This is a genomic window from Pseudarthrobacter cellobiosi, from assembly GCF_023913815.1.
Taxonomy (GTDB): domain Bacteria; phylum Actinomycetota; class Actinomycetes; order Actinomycetales; family Micrococcaceae; genus Arthrobacter; species Arthrobacter cellobiosi.
This window is the reverse complement of record NZ_JAMXBK010000023.1, coordinates 242,454-263,736: the sequence shown is the minus strand read 5'-3', so window position 1 is coordinate 263,736 and position 21,283 is coordinate 242,454. Positions and strand designations below refer to the sequence as shown.

Genomic DNA, 21,283 nt, shown 5'->3' with positions numbered 1-21,283 from the left:
TTCCGTCTGCCACCCGAGGGGCGGAGTTCCAAAGAAAGGACGCCCACGTGCGTAAGGTTTTTCAGGAAGAGCTGACCCAGGTGGGTGAGCAGCTGGTGGAGATTTCGAAGTTGGTCAGCGAGGCATTGGGGAAGGCTGCGACGTCCTTCCAGGTTGCCGACGTAGACCTGGCAGAGGACGTCATCGCCGCGGACGCCCGTATCGACTTTTTGCAGACCAGCCTGGATGAGCGCGCCATCGACATCCTCGCCCTGCAGGGGCCGGTGGCCAGCGATCTGCGGATGATCGTGGGCGCCCTCCGCATGAGCGCTTCCCTGGAGCGGATGGGGGACCTGGCCCGCCACATCGCCCAGCTGGCCCGGCTGCGCTTCCCGTCCACCGTGATCCCTGCTTCCATGACGGAAACGTTCAACAAAATGGCCGAGCAGGACCAACTGATCGCGGACAAGCTCATCGTGCTGCTGGAATCCCGGGACCTCGAAGTGGCCCGCGACATCCTCAAGGCCAACAACACCATCGACGATCTTCACCTGAGCGTCTTCAAGGCGATCGCCGCTCCGGACTGGGCCGAGTCCCCCGCCACCACCGTGGATGTGGCCCTGGCCAGCCGCTACTTCGAACGGTTCGCCGACCACGGCGTGTCCGTGGCCCGCAAGGTCACGTACCTCGTCACCGGCGAATGGCAGCCGCAGCGCTCCTAGCCGCTCCCTAAACCACATACGACGGCGGGCCGGTCACCTGAGGTGACCGGCCCGCCGTCGTTCGTTAAGTTCTATTTCTTGCCCTGGTTCGCCACTGCCAGGATGGCTTCCGCAGCGGCGTCCGGGTCCAGGTAGGTGCCGCCCGGCTTGACCGGCTGGAAGTCCTCGTCCAGGTCGTAGACCAGCGGGATGCCCGTGGGAATGTTCAGGCTGGCGATGGCGTCGTCGCTGATGCCGTCCAGGTGCTTGACCAGGGCGCGCAGCGAGTTGCCGTGGGCGGTAACCAGGACGGTCTTGCCAGCTTTGAGGTCTTCCTTGATATCCGATTCCCAGTACGGCAGGAGGCGGACCAGGACATCCTTGAGGCACTCGGTGCGGGGAAGCGCGTCACCGAGGTCCGCGTAACGGGGGTCGTGGGCCTGGGAGAACTCGGAGTCGTCGTCCAGGGGAGGCGGAGGGGTGTCGTAGGAGCGGCGCCATTCCATGAACTGCTCCTCGCCGTATTCGGCCAGAGTCTGTGCCTTGTCCTTGCCCTGCAGGGCGCCGTAGTGGCGTTCGTTCAGGCGCCAGTCCCGCTTGACGGGGATCCAGCCGCGGTCGGCCTTGTCCAGGGAAATGTTGGCCGTGTTGATGGCCCGCTTCAGGAGCGAGGTGTAGAGGACATCCGGGAGAAGATCGTTCTCAACCAGGAGCTCACCGCCGCGTGCTGCTTCCTCGCGGCCCTGGTCGTTGAGGTCAACGTCCACCCAGCCGGTGAACAGGTTCTTGGCGTTCCATTCGCTGTGGCCGTGGCGCAGCAGAATCAGCTTGTAAGTCATGATTTTTATCCTAGCCGAGGCACAGCGCCGCCCGCCTTGCGTTACAAGGGGCGACACTTCGCACGGAAACGTAGGGAACCGCAGGGATATGGTGGGGCGGTGGTGCAAAAAGCTGAACGGGTGGCGAACGCCCAGATCTCGGGCAGGACCCCCGGCGGGCCGGGCAGACCCGCCAGGCCAGGCAGGCCGGTCGGAAACGTCACACGGGGCACCACCAATCCCAACCGGATGCGGCGGGTGGACCGATGGCTCACCGGCCCCCAGGCCTGGCGTCTGCGCGCTGCCGAAGACCCTCTCGTGGTTGACCTGGGCTACGGCGCAACACCGGCCACCGCCGTCGAACTCTTTGAACGTCTCCGCGCCGTCCGGCCGGACGTCCGCGTGTGCGGAATCGAAATCGAGCCTGAGCGCGTCCGGATCGCCAAGGCGCTCGAGAGGCCGGGGCTGAGCTTCCAGGTGGGCGGTTTCGAGTTGCCGCTGCCCGGACGCCCGGTACTGGTCCGCGCCTTCAACGTCCTGCGGCAGTACGAAGAGGCTGATGTGGCGGGGATCTGGCGGCTGGTCCAGGGCCGGCTCGCCCCCGGCGGGCTCTTTATCGACGGGACGTGCGATGAGATCGGGCGGCGGGTGACGTGGGTGGCCCTCGACGCCGAGCGGCCATTGTCACTGAGTATGTCCGTGCGGTTCGGCAGCTTTGACCTGCCGTCGGAAATTGCCGAGCGGCTGCCGAAGGCGCTGATCCACCGTAACGTTCCGGGCGAGTCTGTCCACCGGCTGATGCAGGCCATGGACCGGGCCTGGCTGGAGTCGGCGCCGCTGGCGTCATTCGGGAACAGGCAGCGCTGGCACGCCATGTGCAGGGCACTGCTCGACGGCGGGTGGCCGGTTCAGGACGGCCCGGCGCGGTGGCGCCTGGGCGAACTAACGGTGGCCTGGGAAGCTGTGGCGCCGGGGGCCCCCGCCGGCAGGGTTCCCTGAGTGAGCTTGCGAACTGAGGTGCCGGTGGTTGGGCCCACGCCGGCAGGGTTCCCTGAGTGAGCTTGCGAACTGAGGGTGCCGGTGGGGAGTACGAACGACTGTAAGGCTGGGTTACCAGCCGCCGTAGGGCCCCTTATTACGGCTACCGCCGCGGCCTGCGTCCTTGACCGCTGGCCGGACGTCTGCGAGGTAAATGGACGCTGCCACCACGGCGGCGAGCCCAAAGAGGCCAAGCGTGCCGAAGATTCCGCCGCTGCTGAAGAGTGAGATGACGCCGATCAGGGTGGCGCCGCCGGTCAGTGCCAGCCAGAACATCTTGGTCCGCTTGCCGGTGGCTTCAAATGCAGCCGACTTGTGCCGGACGCAGTCCAGCAGCGCCCACACCTCAAGTCCCAGTGCCACCAGGGCAAGGGTAAAAAACACTGCCTGTTCAACAGGCCGAATAATCAGTTCACCGTCCACCGTCCAAGCCTAGCGGCCCAGCGAGTCGAGCGCCTGCTTCAAATCGGCCCAGAGGTCCTCAATATTCTCAATGCCGACGCTCAGGCGCACCAGATTGTCCGGGACGCTCCGCGGCTCAGCGGCGTGCCGGCGGCGCCGTTCGATCAGCGATTCCACCCCGCCCAGGGAGGTGGCCGGCAGCCACAGCTGCAGCGCGCGGACCAGTTTGTCCGCGGCGTCTGCTCCGCTCAGCCCGGCAACCGGCGCGATCTGCACGCACACAATCGAACCGAAGCCCGACATCTGGGTCTTGGCCCGCACGTGGCCGGGGTCCGTGGGGAGCCCCGGGAACCGGATGCTAGCGATCAGGGGGTGCGTACTCAGGCGTTCCGCAAGGAGCGCGGCGGAAGCCTGCGATCGTTCCACACGCAGGGCAAGGGTCCGGAGCCCGCGCAGTGCCAGCCATGCCTCGAACGGCCCGGCGATACCGCCATGAATGATGCGGTGGTGCAGCAGCGCTGCCCGGATGTCCGGGTTGGACGTCACCAAGGCGCCGAGGACGACGTCGGAATGTCCGGCCAGATATTTGGTCACCGAGTGAAGAACGACGTCGGAACCCAAGCTCAGCGGCTGCTGGACCAACGGCGTGGAGAACGTATTGTCCGTCACCACAATGGCGCCCACCCGGTGGGCCGCCGCCGTGAGTTCGCGGATATCGGCGATGCCCAGCATCGGGTTGGTGGGGCTCTCAAGCCACAGCATCCTGGCCGCTTTCGCGTCCGGTCCCTGCGGCGCGAGCTGTGCTTTGACTGCGTCAGTGTCCGTGATGTCCACAGTCCGCAGTTCCAGGAAGCCCTTCTGCGCCAGCTCCGTGGCCATCACCAGCGAACCCGCGTAGCTGTGCGAAGGCATCACAAGGACGCCGCCGGCGGGCAGCAGGGACAGTGCCGAACTGACGGCCGCGAGTCCGGACGCGTAGAGCAGGCCGGGCAGTTCAGATCCTTCAAGCTGGCCCAGGGCCTCCTCAAATGGATCCCAGGTGGGGTTGGAATAGCGGCCGTAGCCCCGGTCCCCGTCGCCCAGCGCTCCCGTGCCGAAGTACGTCGAGGACAGCACGATGGGCGGGTTGACGGGCTCGTCCCGCTCACGCGGCGGCCTGCCGGCGGCAACCACCACGGTTTCGGCCGACAGGGACGCTGCGTACTGTTCCGAGAGACTCATGGAGAAAGCGTACTTGGACGTGCGGCGGCGTCCGAAGTCGGTAGTCTTGAGCAGTGACCACCAACAGCCCTGGACTTTTCATCGCCTTCGAGGGCGGCGACGGCGCCGGCAAGTCCACCCAGGCGGCCCGGCTTGCCGAGACCCTGGAAACACGTGGCCTCACGGTCCTGCGGACCCGCGAACCCGGCGGGACGCCCATTGGCGAAAAACTGCGTTCCCTGGTCCTGGACCACGGCCACGGCCACATCGACGCCCACACCGAGGCCCTCATCTTTGCTGCCTCCCGCGCGGCCCATGCCAGCCAGGTCATCCGCCCGGCATTGGAACGCGGCGAGGTTGTTCTGACGGACCGCTACATTGATTCCTCCGTCGCTTACCAGGGGGCCGGCCGCGATCTGGGCACCGACGCCGTGCGTACCCTCAACGAATGGGCGACGTCGGGGCTGCAGCCCGACCTCACGGTGTTGCTGGACGTGGATCCCGCTGACGGCCGCCGCCGCCGCACAGCCGGCGACGCCGCCGAAGACCGCCTTGAGTCAGAGGCCGATGCATTCCATTCAACAATCCGCGGGGCGTTCCTCGAACTGGCCGCCAGCCGGCCGGATACGTATCTTGTCCTGCCGGCGGATCTGCCCGTCAACGAACTGTCCGCGCGGATCCTCACCCGCGTGGATGACCTGCTCGCGTCTGCAGGCCGGGGCGCCGCATGACTGTCTGGGACGACCTTCAGGGCCAGCCCGCCGTCGTCGAACAGCTCCGCCATGCCTCGCGGGGCGAGGGACTGACCCATGCCTGGCTGTTCACGGGCCCGCCCGGATCCGGGCGTTCCAACGCCGCGAAGGCCTTCGCGGCCGCCCTCAACTGCGATCAGGACGACGTGGCCAGGCGCGGCTGCGGGGAGTGTCCCGCCTGCCTGACCATCCTCGGCGAGACCCATTCGGACGTGACGTACGTCAGGACCGAGAAGGTCACCATCACCATCGATGAAGCCCGCGACCTGGTATCCAAAGCGGGCAACCGGCCGTCGTCCGGGCGCTGGCGGATCATTGTGGTGGAAGACGCCGACCGCATGGCCGAGCGGACCACCAATGTGCTGCTGAAGGCCATCGAGGAACCCACGCCGCGGACCATCTGGATGCTGTGCGCGCCGTCGCCCGCCGATGTCCTGGTGACCATCCGTTCGCGCTGCCGGGCCGTGGCATTGCGGCTGCCGCCAGCCGCCGACGTCGCCGCTTTGCTCGTCAAGCGCGACGGCGTGGACCCGGCGCTGGCCGAACGCGCTGCCCGCGCGGCGCAAAGCCATGTGGGGATCGCCCGCCGGCTGGCGCAGGACCCTGAAGCGAGGGAACGCCGGCTGGAAACGGTGAGGTTCCCCCTGGGTCTGCGCGGCGTGACCGCGGCGGTGATGATGGCCGACAAGCTGGTGAAGATCGCCACCGCCGAAGCCAACAGTTCAAATGAAGAGCGCGACGCCGCCGAGAAGGCTTCGCTGCTGGCCACCCTGGGGGCCCCGGAGTCAGGGACGCTTCCGCCGACCATGCGCAGCCAGGTCAGGCAGCTTGAAGACGACCAGAAACGGCGGGCCAAGCGATCCATCACGGACTCCCTGGACCGGACGCTGACGGACCTCCTGTCGTTCTACCGGGACGTGCTGATCATCCAGCTCGGGAACGCCGTGGAGCTGGTAAACGTTGAGCTCAGGGGTGAGCTGGAGGAATTCGCCGCCCGGTCTGCCCCGGACACCACCCTCGCCCGCATGGACGCCATCAACAAAGCCCGCCAACGCATCACCACCACCAACGTTGCACCGCTGTTGACCATTGAGTCCATGGCAGCCAGCCTGATCTAGCAACTACTAGGAGACCGCTCGATGACTGCACGCCCCCTGCCCGCACGCTCCCGATCCCTGGTGATCGGGCTGCGGGCTGCCGGCGCCCTGATCCTGGCCCTGACGCTGGCCTCGTGCGGCCTCTTTGGCGGGGACACCCCGGACGCGGCCCCCGCTACGGCGAAGGCAGACCCTGCTATCGTGGCGTCCGCGCCCGCCGGCTTGGACACCTTCTACGCCCAAGAGGTTGTGTGGGAGCCCTGCGAAAACGGCTTCCAGTGCGCCAAGGTCACCGTGCCGATGGACTACGCGAAGCCGGACGGCGACACGATCCAGATAGCTGCGCTGCGGGCTCCCAGCACGGGCAAGAAAACCGGCAGCCTGCTGGTCAACCCGGGCGGTCCGGGCGGGTCCGGCTACGACTTCGTCAAGGATGCGGCCGGAACGCACTTCTCGCAGTCTGTCCGGGCCAACTATGACCTGGTGGGCTTTGATCCGAGGGGCGTCAAACGCTCCGCCCCTGTTACGTGCCTGACGGATGCCGAACGGGACGCATCCCGGGCAAAGGTCTACGCCCTCGATACCGATGCAGGGCTTGCCGCCGCGTTGACCGATAACAAGGCAATCGCCGCGCAGTGCGCCGCCAAGACGGGTCCGGTACTGGGCCACGTCGACACGGTCAGCGCGGCCAAGGACCTGGACATCCTGCGGGCCGTGGTCAATGACTCGAAGCTCAATTACCTGGGGTACTCCTACGGAACGTTCCTCGGTTCAACCTACGCCACGCTGTTCCCGGACAACGTGGGCCGTATGGTCCTGGATGGCGCCCTGGATCCGTCCATCAGCAACGAGGAGCTGACCAGCGGCCAGGCCGTGGCCTTCGAAAAAGCCATCAGGGCCTACGTGGCCAGTTGCCAGCAGGAATCCTCGTGCCCGCTCAGCGGGAACGTGGACAGCGGAGTCCAGCAGATCCGCGACCTCATCACCGCCGTCCAGAACACACCTTGGCAAGCCAAGGACGGCCGCCTGGTGAACGCCACGATGTTCGTCAGCGGCCTCATCACTCCGCTGTATAACGACCAGAGCTGGCCCGCCCTGACCCAGGCCCTCGAAGCTGCACTGAACGGTGACGCCAGCCTGATGCTCCGTCTGGCGGACCTCGGCGCTGACCGCGGCGCCGACGGGAAGTACACGTCCAACTCCACCTTCGCCTTCGGCGCCATCAACTGCCTGGACTACCCCATGGTGTCCGATACTGCCGCCATGCGCGCGGAACAGCAACAGCTTATGCAGGCCTCCCCCACCCTGGGCTACTTCTTCGCCTACGGCGGCACCAACTGTGTGGACTGGCCGTATAAGAACCTGCGGACCCCCGCCCCGGTGGAATACACCGGCGACGCTCCCATCGTGGTTATCGGAACCACCGGCGACCCTGCCACCCCCGTGGAATGGGCCGCATCCCTGCGCAAACAGCTGGGCAACGCCTCCCTGCTGACCTGGCAGGGAGAGGGCCACACCGCCTACGGCCGGGCCAACAGCTGCCTCGAAGACGCCGTTGACAAGTACCTTGTGGACGGAACGGTTCCCGCCGACAACACCGTCTGCTGAGGACTTCTGCTGAGGTGTTTGGGGCGCCCATTTTGACCCGGGCGCAGGGACTCTATTACAGTTGACTCTTGCATGAACCGCCCGGTTACGCCGGGCGATTTGTGCGGTGCTTCCTTAGCTCAGTCGGTAGAGCGTTTCACTCGTAATGAAAAGGTCATCAGTTCGATTCTGATAGGAAGCTCGGGATAAACCCCCTAGAAACCAAGGTTTTTAGGGGGTTTTTCGCTGGTTAAGCTCCGACAGCCCGCCGCATTGGACTGCGCCGCTGCGGGAAGTTTCCCTGTGGTCCACCGAAATTCATCCCGCCGTCATCCTCAACTGCTAATGTCCGGCCATGGACGAACTATTGCTGGTACCAGGTTCTGCCGCTGCACGTGATCTGTCGAACCGGTCGGGGTACGACGTCGCCTTCCTGGGCATAACATCCTGGCGTTAAAACGCGTGACGATAAAACGTGATCATGGACTGTATCGAGAATGCTCCGTTCGAACGAGTGGAAAAGGTGATCAAACCGGGCGGGTCGCTCCTCCTCGTCATATTCGATCTCAAAGGCGCCGTCCTTCGCACCGGTCCGACGATGGCGCACCGGCAAAAGTTGCCCTGATCGGCAGCAACCACACAGAGGAGGACTTGTCATTCCTGGTAAACCTTGCGGCCTCCGGCCAATACCAGGCGGTGATCGACCGGACCTACGAACTCCCTGAAATCGCTGCAGCGCACCGCATGGTCGACACCGGCCGCAAGAGGGGAGATATCGTCCTGCGTGTGTCTCCGGTCAATGACCTGAACGCTTGACGGACTGCCTGCCAAAGCGCATTGAGTGGCCAGAGTGCCCTCAGCCGTTCGGGATCGTGAGCTCGACCGGCGAAGCTTCCAAGGGACCGCCGCATTGGGCTGAGCCGCCCACTCGCTTCCAGTCCAGGTCGGCTTCCTTCTCGGCGAGGACCTCGCCCGTTGCAGACAGCGCTTTTGCGGTCACGTGGTCCGGGGAGCTCATGCTGACGGTGAACCGCCAGGTATCGGCGTCGATCCTTTCAGCGTTAAACGGGGCCATGGTCGGCTGGGCTTCCGGGGTGGGCGAAGCCCTGGCATCCAGCGGTGTTGTCACGACAATCCGGGGTGTTGCAGTCCCAGGCTCCGGTCGCAGCTCCGAACATGCGCCATCGGCGCACAGCTGCACGGTATCCACACGCGAGACGGCACCCGCCAGTTCAACCGTGATGGAGTTGACCCACCCGATGGCCGGACAGGCGGTTGAGCAGCCAGCCACCGGAATGCAGACTGCCAACATCAGAACCGCCGGCCGGACAAGGAGCCCCCACACTCTTCTCATGCGGCCAGTCTAGGCGGCGGGAATGGGAGCCTTCGCTGCCCCTATGATGGCGTGCATGGATGACAGGGCGCTGGCGGCTATCGCGTTCGAACTGTACGCCCTGCCTTTCGAGGAATTTGTGGCTGCCCGGACCGCCGCAGCCAAGGCAGCCGCCGGTTCCGGGAAGGAGCTCCCGGCCGCCGTCAAGGCCTTGCCAAAACCGTCAGCGGCGGCCTGGGCCGTCAACATGCTGGCCATCCATGAGCCAGGAGTGCTCGCGCAGCTTTCCGAGCTCGGCCAACGGATGCGGTCGGCCCATGCATCCCTCGACGCCGCCGCCCTCCGGGAACTGGCGCGGGAGCGCCGCAGACTGCTGGGGACCGCCGTCGACACCGCCCGCTCCCTTGCAGAACGTCAGGGGCGCAGCATCAGCGCCACCATCGCCGCCGACGTCGAGCGCACCCTGCAGGCGATGACGGCCGACGAAGGTGCCACCGCCGCCGTCCAGAGCGGACTGCTGGTCCAGGCACTGTCCGCCGACGGCGTGGACACTGTTGATCTCGATGGGGCCGTAGCAGTGCCCGGGGCAGTGCCGGCGCCGCGCGCCACCACACAGGGCCGTCCCATACAGCCACCGTCCACTGTGCCGGAAAAAGAAGAAGAACGGACGACGGCGGAACCTAGCACACGCAAACCAGCGGACCAGCCGCTCCTCAAGGCTGTCCGGGAGACTCCGCGGCCGGCGTCCCCCTCGGCCCTGGAGAAGGCCAGCGCTGCCTTGGGCGAGGCCAAGGCAGCAGAGGAGGAGTCGGCCCGGCTGGCCGCGGACCGGCAAAGGCAGCTGGCAGACACGGAGGCCGAAGTCGCGGACCTGACCCGCGAAACACGCGAGCTCCGCGACCGGCTCAAAGCCGCGGAGGAGCAGCTGGAATGCGCCAGGAAAAACTTGGGCACGGCGGCAGCCGAGGCCAGGCAGGCGGCCCGGGCAGCCGATAAGGCCAGGCGTTCGGCCATGCTCGCGCAGGAGCGGGTGCTACGCGTGGGCGACACGCGGGACTGATGAACGGTTATTGTCAGACGCCGGTTGCAGACTGGATTTATGGAAAACCAACTTGCACAGGAATTTCACGTCACGTACTTCGACGCCGATTGCGGCCGGATCAGCAGTGAAAGCTTCGATTCCCTGAAGGACGCCGAGCGTTTTGCCAGCCGGAACTGCGGCAGCGAGGAATCGTGGGCCGTCATCGACGCTGTTGCCGTGGGGCAGGCCCGGATCGCCGCCTGACGCTTAGCCTGAAATACCGCTCAGCCGGAACGGCTTTCGGGCTGGCCGCCGGCTGCAGCGTCCTCGGCGAGCCGGCGTTCGGCGTCAGCCACCTGCTCGAAAACTGATTCCGCGCGGCGGCGTACCGAGGCCGCCCCCACCGGCACGGGACCGACGGCGAGCCGCAGCATGGCTGCAGCCTCGGCGGTGGTAGCCAGTGAATTGCCTGCCTTCGACAGCGACCGGTGCACACCGGCCAAGTCTCCAGGAATGTCCAGCCCCTCACTGGGCGAACGCCGCTGGGCCTCGACGCAAACAACACGGACACGTTCCAGGAGCCCCGCCAGTTCGTTCGCGACTTCCACGAGTTCCGCATAAAGCTGCTCTTCTTCGACACCTTCGAGGACCTGGTGATAGCGGTCCAGGCCACGGTGGAAACGATCGTGGGCGCGGCGCCAAAGGCCCTTGCCCAGCTCAGCATCGTCCTTGCGCCCTTGGCGGGCGGCCGTAAAGAATCCCATGCAGGACCCTAGAGGTACTGGCCGGGACCGTGGTCCGGGTCCTCCGGCCGGCCTGACGGCACCGGACCGGAATGCTGGCCGGCGGCGGCCCTCTGCGGCTCGCCGTTCTCCCCGATAACCACACCAGGGGCGATCATGGTGCCCGGCGGAAGCTGCTTCAGGTGCATCTGCGCGGCGGCCTGCTCACGTGCGGCATGCTGGGCGGCGATGGCCGTCTGGATGCCGTGGAAGAGGCCTTCCAGCCACCCCACCAGCTGCGCCTGGGCGATCCGAAGCTCGGCGTCGGACGGTGTGGTGTTCTCCGGGAAGGGCAGGCTGATCCGTTCCAGTTCTTCAACGAGCTCCGGTGCCAGCCCGTCCTCCAACTCCTTGATGGAACGTTCGTGGATCTCGGCCAGGCGTTCGCGCGCGGCGTCGTCCAGCGGTGCCGACTTAACCTCTGCCAGGAGCTGCCGGATCATGGTGCCGATCCGCATGACTTTCGCGGGCTCGTCCACGAGGTCCTGCAGGTTGCTGCGCTTGGCCTTGCCCCCGAGTGACGTGCTTGAAGCCGCCGGGCCGGTTGTGACCGGACCAGCTGCGCCGGGACCGGCGCCGGGACCGGCGCCGGCTCCAGCCGGGCTGCCCGAAGCCGGCATGGCCGGTTCGCCGTTGTCGAGGGTCCTGCCCTCAACGGGGACATCATCAGGCTGAGTGTCTGTCGGATCGCTCATGCGTTCATACTCTCACGAGCCGAGGACGGGCAGTCCAGGTGATGAAGCAGCCCAGTTGATGCAGCCGGCCAGCCGATGAAGGCTGGCCGGCCGTCAGCGTCAGCAGCACCGGCCCTGCGGGTTGGAGTCCTGGCGGTCCGTCCGGTCCCGCCAGAACTCGCGTTCCGTCAGCGGTGGCTCCCCGTGTCCGGCCGCGTGGTAGTGCTCCAGGTACTTGGCGTACGCATCAGCACCGAGCACGCCGCCGAGGTACCGGGCGAAACTCCGGAACCATGTTGCGACCGCGGCCAGACCGGGGCTCATTTGTGGTGACCTGCCCTTTCGAACCGCAGCTCGGCCGGCAGCTTGTTCCACTCGGCCAGCAGCTCACGTTCTGCGGGTGTGGGGATCAGGCTGGCGGGCGCGAAGACCTTTGACGGCCGGGCCTCATCCTCGTTGTCGATGTTCGGGATCCCTGCGGAATGGTTGCGGAAGGCCTTAATGGTGGCCACCAGCGCCATGGCGATGACGATGATGCTGAGCACCACAAAGATGACGGACAGCCAGCCCTGGATCGCGGTGTTGCGCACCACGGCTTCCATGGCGGCAACGCTCTTGGCTGAGCCGAACTCGGTCTTGCCATCCGCGAGTGCCTTGCTGAAGGCTGCATTGTTGGCGAAGTAGCCGACGGCGGGCGTTGAGGAGAAGATCTTCTGGTAACTCGCGGTGATGGTCACCACCGCCGCGAAGGCCAGCGGCACTGCAACGATCCAAAGGTACTTGAATGTCCCCCGCTTGGCGACGATCGCCAGGCACACGGACAGCGCGATCGCGGCCAGCAGCTGGTTGGCGATGCCGAACAGCGGGAACAGCGTGTTGATGCCACCCAGCGGATCGGTCACGCCCATGAGCAGCACTGCACCCCAGGCGGCCACCATAACGGCGGTGCACAGCCAGGCTCCCGGCCGCCACGAGTGCTCCTTGAACTTCGGGATGAAGTTGCCGATGGAGTCCTGCAGCATGAAGCGCGCAACGCGTGTACCGGCGTCGACCGCGGTGAGGATAAACAGCGCCTCGAACATGATGGCGAAGTGATACCAGAACGCCATCAGGGCCGTGCCGCCGATGAACTGCTGCATGATGTGGGCGAGGCCGACGGCGAGCGTGGGCGCACCACCGGTCCGGGACACAATGCTTTGCTCGCCGACGTTGGCTGCCGTTTCCGCGAGCATGGCCGGGCTGACGTTGACCCCGGAAAGGCCAAGGCCGTTGACCCAGGCCGCCGCGGTTTCCACCGTGCCGCCGGTCAGGGCGGCCGGGGAGTTCATGGCGAAGTAGAGCCCGCGGTCAATGGAGATGGCCGCGACCAGCGCCATGATGGCCACAAACGACTCCATCAGCATGCCGCCGTAGCCGATGAAGCGGGTCTGGCGTTCCTTCTCGATCAGTTTCGGGGTAGTGCCCGAGGAGATCAGGGCGTGGAAGCCGGATAGCGCCCCGCAGGCAATGGTGACAAACAGGAACGGGAACAGGGCGCCGGGGAAGACCGGCCCGTTGTCCCTGCTGGCGAACTCGCTGAAGGCCGGGACAGTGATCTCCGGGCGGACCACGATGATGGCCAGCGCCAGCATCACGATCACGCCGATCTTCATGAACGTGGAGAGGTAGTCGCGGGGGGCCAAAAGCAGCCAGACCGGAAGGATGGCGGCGATGAAGCCATAGACAATGAGGCCCCAGGCAATGGTCACCTTGTCCAGGGTGAAGAACGCGGAACCCCATTCGGTCTCCGCCACCAGGCCGCCGCCGATGATGGCGGCCATCAGGAGCACAAAGCCGATCAAGGAGACTTCCATGATCTTGCCCGGCCGGATGTAGCGCAGGTAAACGCCCATAAACAGCGCAATCGGGATAGTCATACCCACCGAGAACACGCCCCACGGGCTTTCGCCCAGGGCGTTGACGACGACGAGCGCGAGGATCGCCACGATGATCACCATGATGAGCAGCGTGGCGATCAGTGCTGCCGTTCCGCCGATGACACCCAGTTCTTCGCGGGCCATCTGGCCGAGGGAACGGCCGCCGCGGCGCATGGAGAAGAACATCACGAGGTAGTCCTGGACGGCGCCTGCGAGCACAACGCCGATGATGATCCAGATGGTGCCGGGGAGGTAGCCCATCTGGGCCGCGATGATGGGCCCGACCAGCGGGCCGGCGCCGGCGATGGCGGCGAAGTGGTGGCCGAACAGCACGTTGCGGTCTGTGCGGACGTAGTCCTTGCCGTCAGCCTTGTATTCCGCCGGCGTGGCGCGGCGGTCATCCGGCTTGGTGATGAGGCGTTCGATCACCTTGGAGTAGAAACGGTAACCGATCAGGTAGGTACAGACGGAGGCAAAAACGAACCAGATCGCGTTGACGGTCTCGCCCCGGACGATGGCCAGCATGAACCAGGCGACGCCGCCAAGCAGGGCGATGGCTGCCCACAAGGCGATCTTGGCCGGGGTCCATTTCTTGTCCTCAGCCTCGCGGACGGCCTCGTCCACGGCCGTTGGCGGAAGCTTCGGATCGGCGGTCAACGGGCCGCTTCCTTTCGCTGCACGTACCGGTTCGTCAGGCCTGCTGGCCATGTCTCCTCCTTGAGATTTGGTGCTTCTGTGAGTTGCTCAAAGGCACCCTACCAATGCCGCACCAACGAGGAGGCGGCATCGTGCCCGCGCCGCGTGTCATTGCGGTGAACGGCGGACGGGAGGCGCCGAGCGCACAGAAGCCCCCGTTCAGGGTTTCCTGGACGGAGGCCTTCGTGATTAGTCCCGGGCGGGAGCCGTGGCTACGCGTGTGCGTAAGTGAGGCAGTCCGCGTTGTCAGCACCGGGGCCCACATGGACTTCGGGGGCGTTGCACATCAGGTGGTCGTTGTGGATGCACTCGGAGCGCTGGCAGGCTCCGACATCTGCCAGGACCTTGGGCAGCCCGCCGTGTGTGCCGGTGTCGATGAACGTGGCGCAGCTGGCGTGGTCTTTGCTCCCGCCAACCGTGATGGCGTGGGCCGTACAGCCTTCGTGGTCATTAAACGAGCAACGGGTAACACTGCAATCGGCAACATGTGTTGTCATAAGAGGTTCCTCCGTACTTCGGCCGTCCGGGACGGACGGCGTCCTGAGTCCCACGGTAGGCCTGTTGCGTCCAATCAAAAAGACCCAACTGTGTGACCTAATTCCGACCCGCCCCCACTCAGCTGCCGCGGCAGACCCCTCAGGTCCCCACCTCCCGGCGGGACACCGGAAGCCTCGCCCGGGTAAACAGCCAAGCCAGGGCCGCACCGGTGAGCGGCACTGCGATCAGCAGCGCCACGAGCTGGAGCCAGGGAACGACGGCGGTCCCCCCTATCCCGGTCGCGGTCACCAGCAGCACGGCGGGCACTATCCCGGCAACACTTCCCAACACGGTTCCGAGCCCCGCCGTCATCAGTGCCTGCGAACCTGCGAGCGCCTTCCGCAAACGCGGGGCGGCACCCACACCGGCAAGGGTCACGTGGTCTTTCCGCGAGTCGGCCATGGACAGGCCCGTGGTGATGCCTGCCGCGCTGAGCGTGATGAGCGCACCCAGGCCCACGATGGACCAGAGGATCAGCGAGGCGTCCTGCTCCGCTCCGCGCTCCACATACGGGGTCCCGAAGCGGTCCTTGTAGATGCCGGCGAGCGCTTCGGACATTTTGTCCATCTGGACGGCATCGGGGTAGGCGCTGAACTGGATCAGCAGTTCGCTGTCATCCACACGCATGCCGGCCGCCACCGCAGCCTCCGGGGACACTACGCCGTAGTATTGCACCTTCACTTCGGGCTCCAGCACGGCCGCAGCCACTTTCGTCCGCCCCGTCTCCTCGTAGCCCTGGAAGGCGCCTGTGGCGGGGTCGGCGCGCGCGGGCTTGCGCACGTCACGCGCCACCAGCGACGCCTGCCCGTCGCGGACGAACACGGGGTTGCTAACTACCATTCCCCCGGCCGCCAGCACGTCGCGGGCTTCCGCCGTGGGCGCCGTTCCGAACAGCCTTTCCACGTCATCGGCAGTTCCGACGATGATGGAGTCAACACTTCCCTGCGTCTCGTACGGACGCATCGCTCCCCGGCAGCGCCAATCCTCCGGATCCAGGACACGCTGGCCGGCCGTAACAGGGCATGCGTTACCTTCGGGTGTGGCCAGCGAGTATTGGAGGCAGCTCGTCGTCGGCGTCTGCGCGGGCGACGCGTCGGCCAGTTCGGGCCGCATATCGCAGTTCCGGATGGCGGCTGTGCGCAGCACGCTGGTCCATTCGACGGTATCCACCGCTCCATTCAGGGCGGACACCACGGCAGCAGGATCAATCCGCGCCGGGTCCGGCATTGTGCCGTCAGCCAGTGGAGGCTGCCACACGGACAACGGCAGTACTGCCTGGTTCTTCAACGCGGACCAGTAGTGGTTTTGCTGCTCGCTCGCCTGCTGGCTGGCGGCCAGCACCATGCCGGCACTGGCCAGGGTGGCAGCGGCAAGGACGGCGGCAACAGCGGGTACAGTTCGGCTGCGGTTGCGGGAAGAGTCCCGGGCGGCCATGCGCGCAGCCAGCGGAAGGCGTCCGGCACGCTTGGCAAGGAGGGCCACCATCTTGCCGGTCAGCAGGACCAGGGCCGTAACGCCCAGTACCGCGCCACCCAGCAGGAACCAGGCAATCACCGGCGTCCTTGAGCTGAACACGTCCGGGTCTTCGCTGCTGACGGCAAACCACGTGCCGCCGGCAAGTGACACGGCGGCCACGCCCAGCAGGACAGCACCCACCACGGTGGACGCCTTGCCGGCCGACGCCGGCGCCCGCCCCGATTTGAGCGCGCCCAGAACAGCCTGGCGCGCCACCTGCCGCGCCGGGGCCAAGGCAGCCAACAGGCACGCCACAAAGCCCATGATCATCACCAGGACCGTCAACAACGCGTCCGGATGGAAGCCCGGGAAACGGACCGATCCGTTAAGGCGCGCAACGAACACCACCCCGGCGGCTGCGGCCAGTCCCACCGCAGCGCCAGCCGCTACGCCAAGGCCGCCGAGCCACAGGCCAGCCGCCATCACCACCGAGCGGATGGTGGGGCTTTCGGCCCCCGTCGCGGCGAGCAGGGCCAGCTCCCGGACCTGCCCCTTGGCGCCCACGGCAAACGCGGCTCCCGCCAGCAGGCCCACCTCCAGCAGTGCGAGGGCACCCAGGAGCGCCCCGGCCGCGTAGGTGGAGAGCGGCAGCGACGCGCTGGACGAGGTCCCTGCGCCTTCCGGCCCGCGTTCGTCTTGAGGCGGCGGGTTCAGCACAACGGACCTGGACAGCACGGTGACACCCACGGCGTTGGCCGCCAGGATCTGGCTCCAGGTCACCGGCTCGGAACCCACCAGGTAATACATGGTGGCCTTGATGGCCGACGCGGTTGGCGCCGGACCAGTGGAGGCTGGCGGCGCCGGGGTGCCCACGCTGCCCTGGCCGGGCTTGAGGTAGACGATGGAGTTGCTGTCCGAATAGCCCGCATCGCGGAGCGTTCCGACCGCAACAAACGTCCCGGCCGACGTCGCCAGTTCCTCCCCCAGTTCCAGCCCGAACCGCTCCAGCAGCCCCGGCGATACGAGCATCTCGGCATCAGTCCCGGGGGCCCTGCCGTCCAGCAGGGTGTATTTTCCGGCAAATGCCGGGGCTATGGCGTCCACTGCCCGGCCCACCACACGCACGTGCGCCGCACCCGACTCGGCGGTGAGGTCGAGGGTGGATTCTGTGAGCACGTCGTAGCCGGCCGGAATCGCGTCCTGCGGATCACTCGGCGTGAAGTCAGGGTTGCTGTCCCAGTCGTTCGTGGTGATCTGCAGCTCTTCGACCGGGTGCTGGACCATGACGCCGTTGGCCATGGGCATGGGCCGGAACCGCGCCTGGGTGGTGCCGAGCTGGTACTGCACGCGCTCGGCTGCGGTCTCCTGCGTGCTCTGGACCAGTGTGGCCGCCCCGGTCATTCCCGCCACGGGGAGCATGATCAGCAAGATGATCAGAAGGGAACGCCCTTTGTGGCGGCGGATATCGCGCCGCGCCATCCGCACGGCGACGCGGAAAGCCTGCCGGCGCCCGCCGGGCGCCGGATCGAGGGTGAGTGCCACGTCAGTTGCCGGCCTGGGCGAGTAGCATGGCGGGATCGTGCATGGCAGCTGCCTGGTCCACGATCCGGCCGTCCCGGAGGAACACCACCCGGTCAGCCCACGCGGCATGCCGGGCCTCATGGGTCACCAGCATCACGGCCGCACCGGCATCGGCACGTCCGCGGAGCACTTCCATCACGCCGTGGCCGGTGGTGGAATCCAGGGCTCCCGTGGGTTCGTCGGCCAGGATCAGCCGGCGGTCGCCCACGATGGCCCGCGCGATGGCCACCCGCTGCTGCTGTCCGCCGGACATCTGGTCCATAAAGCGGTCCGCGAGTTCCGGGATGCCCACCTGCCGCAGCGCATCGAGGGCCTGGCGTTGCGCCTTCCTGGTGGCCGTCCCGTCCAACTCCAGCGGCAGCGCCACGTTCTCGGCAGCCGTCAGGGTGGGGACAAGGTTGAAGTCCTGGAAGACGTAGCCAACGGCGCGGCGGCGCAACCGGGCGAGTTCGTTCAGTCCCAGCCCGCCCAGGGGTGTTGATTCCACAAAGACACCGCCCGACGTCGGCCGGTCAAGTCCCCCGGCCAGCGCCAGGAGGGAGGATTTCCCGGAACCTGACGGACCCATCACTGCGACGAACTCTCCGGCTCTGATACTGAGGTCTACCTCGCGCAACGCGGCGACCGCCGTCGCGCCTTCACCGAACGTCCTGCTGACCCTGGCGAGTTCCAGGACCTGCTGCGGCCCCTGGACGCTCACCGGCGGATGTCCGCGATGAGGGGGGCAGCCTCTTCCACAGTGACCCCGTTGGACGATTTACGTGGTGTGGCCTGGCCCGCGGTCTGCGCCTGCTGCAGCATCCGCGCCTCGCAGAGGTCCAGCCAGCGGACCTCCGCTTCCGTCTGGAAGATCAGCGAGTCCAGCACCAGCAGCCAGGCGGTATCCGCCGCCCGCTGGTTGGCGGCCGTGTCGCGGCGGGCCTTGGTGTAGTCCTGCAGCGCCCGGATGGACGCCACCCGCTGGGCCTGGATGATGGCCTGCACATCCACGCCCGGCAGCGTGACCGCGAGCGCCAGTTTGATGGCCAGCTCGTTCCGGGGCGGGTTGTTGCGCTCCACGGGGGCGGCAAACCAGTTCTGAACTTCCGCCGTGCCGGCGTGGGTGATGCTGTAGACCACGTGGCCTTCGCCGTCACTGCCGTCATTGCTGACCAGGCCGTCGCGTTCCAGCCTGTCCAGCGTGGTGTACACCTGCCCGATGTTCAGGGGCCAGGTGGACCCGGTGCGGTTCTCAAACTCAACCCTGAGCTGGTAGCCGTAACGCGGCTGGTCCTGCAGCAGGGCAAGGAGGCTGTGGCGGATGGACATGATGCTCCTAGCGGTGGCGTCAGCGTCGGTATGCACGGACCCCCAAGACCCATGCATACCGCGTATAGAGTGAGGCTAACCCAGTCCGCGGCGCAAAGCAATACTCAGTATCTACCCGGCCTACATAACCAGCAGGATCTTGCCCACATGGTCGCCGCTGTCGAAGTACCGGTGGGCGGCCGCAACCTGGTCCAGCGGGAAGGTCTTGGCCACCAGCGGGCGAATCCGGCCGTCCGTGATGAGGGGCCACACGGATTCGCGCACGGCGTTCATGATGGCACCCTTTTCCGCCACCGGGCGCGGCCTCAGGGCCGTGGCAACCACTGCCGCGCGCTTCCGCAGGAGCTGGCCGAGATCCAGCTCACCCTTGGCCCCGCCCTGCAGGCCGATGACAATGAGCCGGCCGTAGTCCGCGAGCGCATCAACGTTCTGCGCCAGGTACTTGGCACCCACAACGTCGAGGATCACGTCGGCACCCTTCCCGCCGTTCTGCCGCCGGAGGCTTTCCGGAAAGTCCTCTTCCGTGTAGTTGATGGCGATGTCCGCGCCCAGGAAAGCCTTCGCGGTCCCCACCTTTTCCGCGCTTCCCGCAGTGGTGGCCACCTTGGCCCCGAATGCCTTGGCCAGCTGGATGGCCATGGTGCCGATCCCGCCCGTGGCGCCGTGGATCAGGACAGTTTCACCGGCCTGCAGCTGCGCCGTCATGATCAGGTTGGAGTAGACCGTGGCTGCGACTTCCGGCAGCGACGCAGCGGTGACCACATCAACGCCGTCGGGAATCCGCAGGACCTGCTCCGCCGGCACCGCAACCTGCTCCGCATAGCCTCCGCCAGCCAGCAGCGCCACCACCTTGTCCCCCACGGAGAATGCCTTGGTGACGCCGGGACCGAAACCGGCGATCCGCCCCGAGACTTCCAGCCCCGGGATCTCGGACGCGCCGGGCGGGGGCGGGTAGAAGCCCCTGCGCTGCTGCACGTCCGCCCGGTTCAGGCCGGCGGCGACAACGTCGATCAACACCTCGCCCTGCCCGGGCACCGGCGCGTCCACTTCGCGGACTTCCAGAACCTCCGGACCACCGGGTTCTGCAATGTAGACGGCTTTCATGGAGAACTCCCGTTTTCTAGCTGATTCGTGCCCCAGAACCAGTGTGCACCGGACGCACGGCAGACTCTGTTTTGTTGCAGCCAACTGCCTATGAAACACTACTCGTTAGGGAAGGTTGTCCGAGCGGCCGAAGGAGCTAGTCTTGAAAACTAGTGTGCGGTAACCCCGTACCAAGAGTTCGAATCTCTTACCTTCCGCGAATGGAACCCCGGTACGCCACATGATGGCGGACCGGGGCTTCTTCGTTTAACCGGCACAGGGTCCGCCGGAGCTGAACCATTGAAACTGTCGGAGCCCGGACATAGGGTCGTTCCTGTTGCCACCCATCGACAGTAAGAGCCCATCATGCCTTCACCCGAGATCACCCCCGGCGCACCCTGCTGGATCGACCTCATGACGTCAGACATCGACAAGGCACGCCAGTTCTATGGCGAACTCTTCGGCTGGGAGTACGAGACCGGAGACGAGGAGAAGTACGGCGGTTACACCACCGCACGGAAGAACGGCAAGACCGTGGCCGGACTCATGCAGAAGGACGAGGACCAGGCAGGCATGCCTGACGTCTGGTCCACGTACCTGCGCTCGGACGACGCCGAGGCCACCGCGTCCGCCGTCGCGGCCAACGGCGGCCAGGTCTACATGCCGCCCATGGATGTTCCGGAACAGGGCCACATGGCCATCTTCGGCGACGCCGCCGGCGCGGCAATCGGCGTGTGGCAGCCGCGCGAGATGAAGGGATATGAGCTCGTAGCCGAGCCCGGCGCTGCCGCATGGCACAAGCTCCACACCAAGGACTACGACGCCGCCGTGAAGTTCTACCGGGAAGTATCAACTGGGACACGGATGTTATGAGCGATACACCGGACTTCCGGGACACCGCCCTGGGCGCCGGGGACTCCGCCAGGGCAGGCAGCATGGACGCCTCCGGGTATCTGCCGGCTGACGTTCCGTCCAATTGGCAGATCTACTTCAACGTCGAAGATGCGGACGCTTCGATTGAGAAGGCCGTTTCGCTCAGAGCCACCGTCATTGACGGGCCGGAGGACTCGCCGTTCGGCCGCCTCGCCTCGCTGGCCGATCCCACCGGCGCAATGTTCAAGATCATCACATAAGTAAATTCCTTCGACGAAATACCGGCCGACAGCTTCCATTGAAGCTACCGGCCGGTATTGTTTTGCCCCACGGACGTTTCGCCGAATGCACTCACCATCAACCTTGCGTTCATTCGGCGCTGCTTTGCTGTGCCGGACACCACCTCATGACGCGTGGATTCCGGTCACTATCCGTCGGTACAACCCGGAC

The 21,283-nt window shown here is 66.2% G+C and carries 21 protein-coding genes, 2 tRNA genes and 1 pseudogene; 11 read left to right on the top strand and 13 right to left on the bottom strand.

Annotated elements, in window-relative coordinates; all coding sequences use genetic code 11:
* Nucleotides 1-47: 47 nt before the first annotated feature.
* Nucleotides 48-701, top strand: a complete 654-nt coding sequence (gene phoU, locus NG701_RS10345; protein ID WP_252567141.1) for a phosphate signaling complex protein PhoU — start codon at nucleotides 48-50, stop codon at nucleotides 699-701.
* 71 nt (nucleotides 702-772) lie between these two features.
* On the opposite strand, the gene NG701_RS10340 is transcribed toward phoU, so the two are convergent.
* Entirely contained in the window at nucleotides 773-1,519 is a 747-nt protein-coding gene (locus NG701_RS10340; RefSeq protein ID WP_252567139.1) for a phosphoglyceromutase, read from the bottom strand.
* Nucleotides 1,520-1,618: 99 nt separating this feature from the next.
* Here NG701_RS10340 and NG701_RS10335 point away from each other — a divergent pair, with 99 nt between their 5' ends.
* Nucleotides 1,619-2,497, top strand: coding sequence for a class I SAM-dependent methyltransferase (locus NG701_RS10335; RefSeq protein ID WP_252567137.1), 879 nt, complete (start codon nucleotides 1,619-1,621; stop codon nucleotides 2,495-2,497).
* Between the two features lie 111 nt (nucleotides 2,498-2,608).
* On the opposite strand, the gene NG701_RS10330 is transcribed toward NG701_RS10335, so the two are convergent.
* Together NG701_RS10330 and NG701_RS10325 are read right to left on the bottom strand one after the other, a co-directional pair.
* Nucleotides 2,609-2,959, bottom strand: coding sequence for a DUF2516 family protein (locus NG701_RS10330; protein WP_252567135.1), 351 nt, complete (start codon nucleotides 2,957-2,959; stop codon nucleotides 2,609-2,611).
* 9 nt (nucleotides 2,960-2,968) lie between these two features.
* Complete coding sequence (locus NG701_RS10325) at nucleotides 2,969-4,159, bottom strand: trans-sulfuration enzyme family protein (protein WP_252567133.1); 1,191 nt, start codon at nucleotides 4,157-4,159, stop codon at nucleotides 2,969-2,971.
* A 53-nt stretch (nucleotides 4,160-4,212) separates the two neighbouring features.
* Here NG701_RS10325 and tmk point away from each other — a divergent pair, with 53 nt between their 5' ends.
* The 5 genes from tmk (at nucleotide 4,213) to NG701_RS20985 (ending at nucleotide 8,390) form a co-directional block, all read left to right on the top strand.
* On the top strand, nucleotides 4,213-4,869 hold the full coding sequence (gene tmk, locus NG701_RS10320) for a dTMP kinase (RefSeq protein ID WP_252567131.1): 657 nt from the start codon (nucleotides 4,213-4,215) through the stop codon (nucleotides 4,867-4,869).
* Complete coding sequence (locus NG701_RS10315; RefSeq protein ID WP_252567129.1) at nucleotides 4,866-6,008, top strand: DNA polymerase III subunit delta'; 1,143 nt, start codon at nucleotides 4,866-4,868, stop codon at nucleotides 6,006-6,008. The genes tmk and NG701_RS10315 overlap by 4 nt, the downstream gene beginning before the upstream one ends.
* 21 nt (nucleotides 6,009-6,029) lie before the next feature.
* The gene (locus NG701_RS10310) at nucleotides 6,030-7,595 is read left to right on the top strand and encodes an alpha/beta hydrolase (RefSeq protein WP_252567127.1); all 1,566 of its coding nucleotides are present in this window, start codon (nucleotides 6,030-6,032) and stop codon (nucleotides 7,593-7,595) included.
* Nucleotides 7,596-7,703: 108 nt separating this feature from the next.
* Nucleotides 7,704-7,776: transfer RNA gene (locus NG701_RS10305), tRNA-Thr, on the top strand.
* A 260-nt stretch (nucleotides 7,777-8,036) separates the two neighbouring features.
* Nucleotides 8,037-8,390 carry a zinc-binding dehydrogenase gene (locus NG701_RS20985; protein WP_308292593.1) on the top strand — a complete coding sequence of 118 codons (354 nt, stop codon included), beginning with the start codon at nucleotides 8,037-8,039 and terminating at the stop codon, nucleotides 8,388-8,390.
* Between the two features lie 40 nt (nucleotides 8,391-8,430).
* On the opposite strand, the gene NG701_RS10295 is transcribed toward NG701_RS20985, so the two are convergent.
* Nucleotides 8,431-8,928 carry a hypothetical protein gene (locus tag NG701_RS10295; protein ID WP_252567123.1) on the bottom strand — a complete coding sequence of 166 codons (498 nt, stop codon included), beginning with the start codon at nucleotides 8,926-8,928 and terminating at the stop codon, nucleotides 8,431-8,433.
* Between the two features lie 55 nt (nucleotides 8,929-8,983).
* Here NG701_RS10295 and NG701_RS10290 point away from each other — a divergent pair, with 55 nt between their 5' ends.
* Together NG701_RS10290 and NG701_RS10285 are read left to right on the top strand one after the other, a co-directional pair.
* Nucleotides 8,984-9,967, top strand: coding sequence for a hypothetical protein (locus NG701_RS10290; RefSeq protein ID WP_252567121.1), 984 nt, complete (start codon nucleotides 8,984-8,986; stop codon nucleotides 9,965-9,967).
* Nucleotides 9,968-10,006: 39 nt separating this feature from the next.
* Nucleotides 10,007-10,192 (top strand): hypothetical protein, encoded by a 186-nt coding sequence (locus tag NG701_RS10285; protein ID WP_252567119.1) that lies wholly within the window; start codon nucleotides 10,007-10,009, stop codon nucleotides 10,190-10,192.
* Between the two features lie 20 nt (nucleotides 10,193-10,212).
* On the opposite strand, the gene NG701_RS10280 is transcribed toward NG701_RS10285, so the two are convergent.
* The 9 genes from NG701_RS10280 to NG701_RS10240 all read right to left on the bottom strand — a co-directional run bounded on the left by NG701_RS10280 (nucleotide 10,213) and on the right by NG701_RS10240 (nucleotide 19,981).
* The gene (locus NG701_RS10280) at nucleotides 10,213-10,692 is read right to left on the bottom strand and encodes a hypothetical protein (RefSeq protein WP_252567117.1); all 480 of its coding nucleotides are present in this window, start codon (nucleotides 10,690-10,692) and stop codon (nucleotides 10,213-10,215) included.
* Nucleotides 10,693-10,700: 8 nt separating this feature from the next.
* Nucleotides 10,701-11,405 (bottom strand): bacterial proteasome activator family protein, encoded by a 705-nt coding sequence (locus NG701_RS10275; RefSeq protein ID WP_252567115.1) that lies wholly within the window; start codon nucleotides 11,403-11,405, stop codon nucleotides 10,701-10,703.
* A 99-nt stretch (nucleotides 11,406-11,504) separates the two neighbouring features.
* A complete protein-coding gene (locus NG701_RS10270; RefSeq protein ID WP_252567113.1) occupies nucleotides 11,505-11,708 on the bottom strand; it encodes a YbdD/YjiX family protein in 204 nt (67 codons plus the stop codon).
* Nucleotides 11,705-14,008: a carbon starvation CstA family protein gene (locus NG701_RS10265; RefSeq protein WP_252567111.1), complete on the bottom strand. Its 2,304-nt coding sequence runs from the start codon at nucleotides 14,006-14,008 to the stop codon at nucleotides 11,705-11,707. The genes NG701_RS10270 and NG701_RS10265 overlap by 4 nt, the downstream gene beginning before the upstream one ends.
* A 200-nt stretch (nucleotides 14,009-14,208) precedes the next feature.
* Nucleotides 14,209-14,493: a DUF1540 domain-containing protein gene (locus tag NG701_RS10260; protein WP_252567109.1), complete on the bottom strand. Its 285-nt coding sequence runs from the start codon at nucleotides 14,491-14,493 to the stop codon at nucleotides 14,209-14,211.
* A 139-nt stretch (nucleotides 14,494-14,632) separates the two neighbouring features.
* Nucleotides 14,633-17,530, bottom strand: coding sequence for a hypothetical protein (locus tag NG701_RS10255; protein WP_252567107.1), 2,898 nt, complete (start codon nucleotides 17,528-17,530; stop codon nucleotides 14,633-14,635).
* Between the two features lies 1 nt (nucleotide 17,531).
* Nucleotides 17,532-18,269, bottom strand: a complete 738-nt coding sequence (locus NG701_RS10250) for an ABC transporter ATP-binding protein (protein WP_252567105.1) — start codon at nucleotides 18,267-18,269, stop codon at nucleotides 17,532-17,534.
* On the bottom strand, nucleotides 18,266-18,877 hold the full coding sequence (locus NG701_RS10245) for a PadR family transcriptional regulator (RefSeq protein WP_252567104.1): 612 nt from the start codon (nucleotides 18,875-18,877) through the stop codon (nucleotides 18,266-18,268). The genes NG701_RS10250 and NG701_RS10245 overlap by 4 nt, the downstream gene beginning before the upstream one ends.
* 120 nt (nucleotides 18,878-18,997) lie before the next feature.
* Nucleotides 18,998-19,981 carry an NAD(P)H-quinone oxidoreductase gene (locus NG701_RS10240; RefSeq protein WP_252567102.1) on the bottom strand — a complete coding sequence of 328 codons (984 nt, stop codon included), beginning with the start codon at nucleotides 19,979-19,981 and terminating at the stop codon, nucleotides 18,998-19,000.
* Between the two features lie 109 nt (nucleotides 19,982-20,090).
* On the opposite strand from NG701_RS10240, the gene NG701_RS10235 reads away from it, so the two are divergent.
* Both NG701_RS10235 and NG701_RS10230 read left to right on the top strand, forming a co-directional pair.
* Nucleotides 20,091-20,178, top strand: a tRNA-Ser gene (locus NG701_RS10235).
* A gap of 148 nt (nucleotides 20,179-20,326) precedes the next feature.
* Nucleotides 20,327-21,093, top strand: a pseudogene (locus tag NG701_RS10230) (VOC family protein).
* Nucleotides 21,094-21,283: the final 190 nt, after the last annotated feature.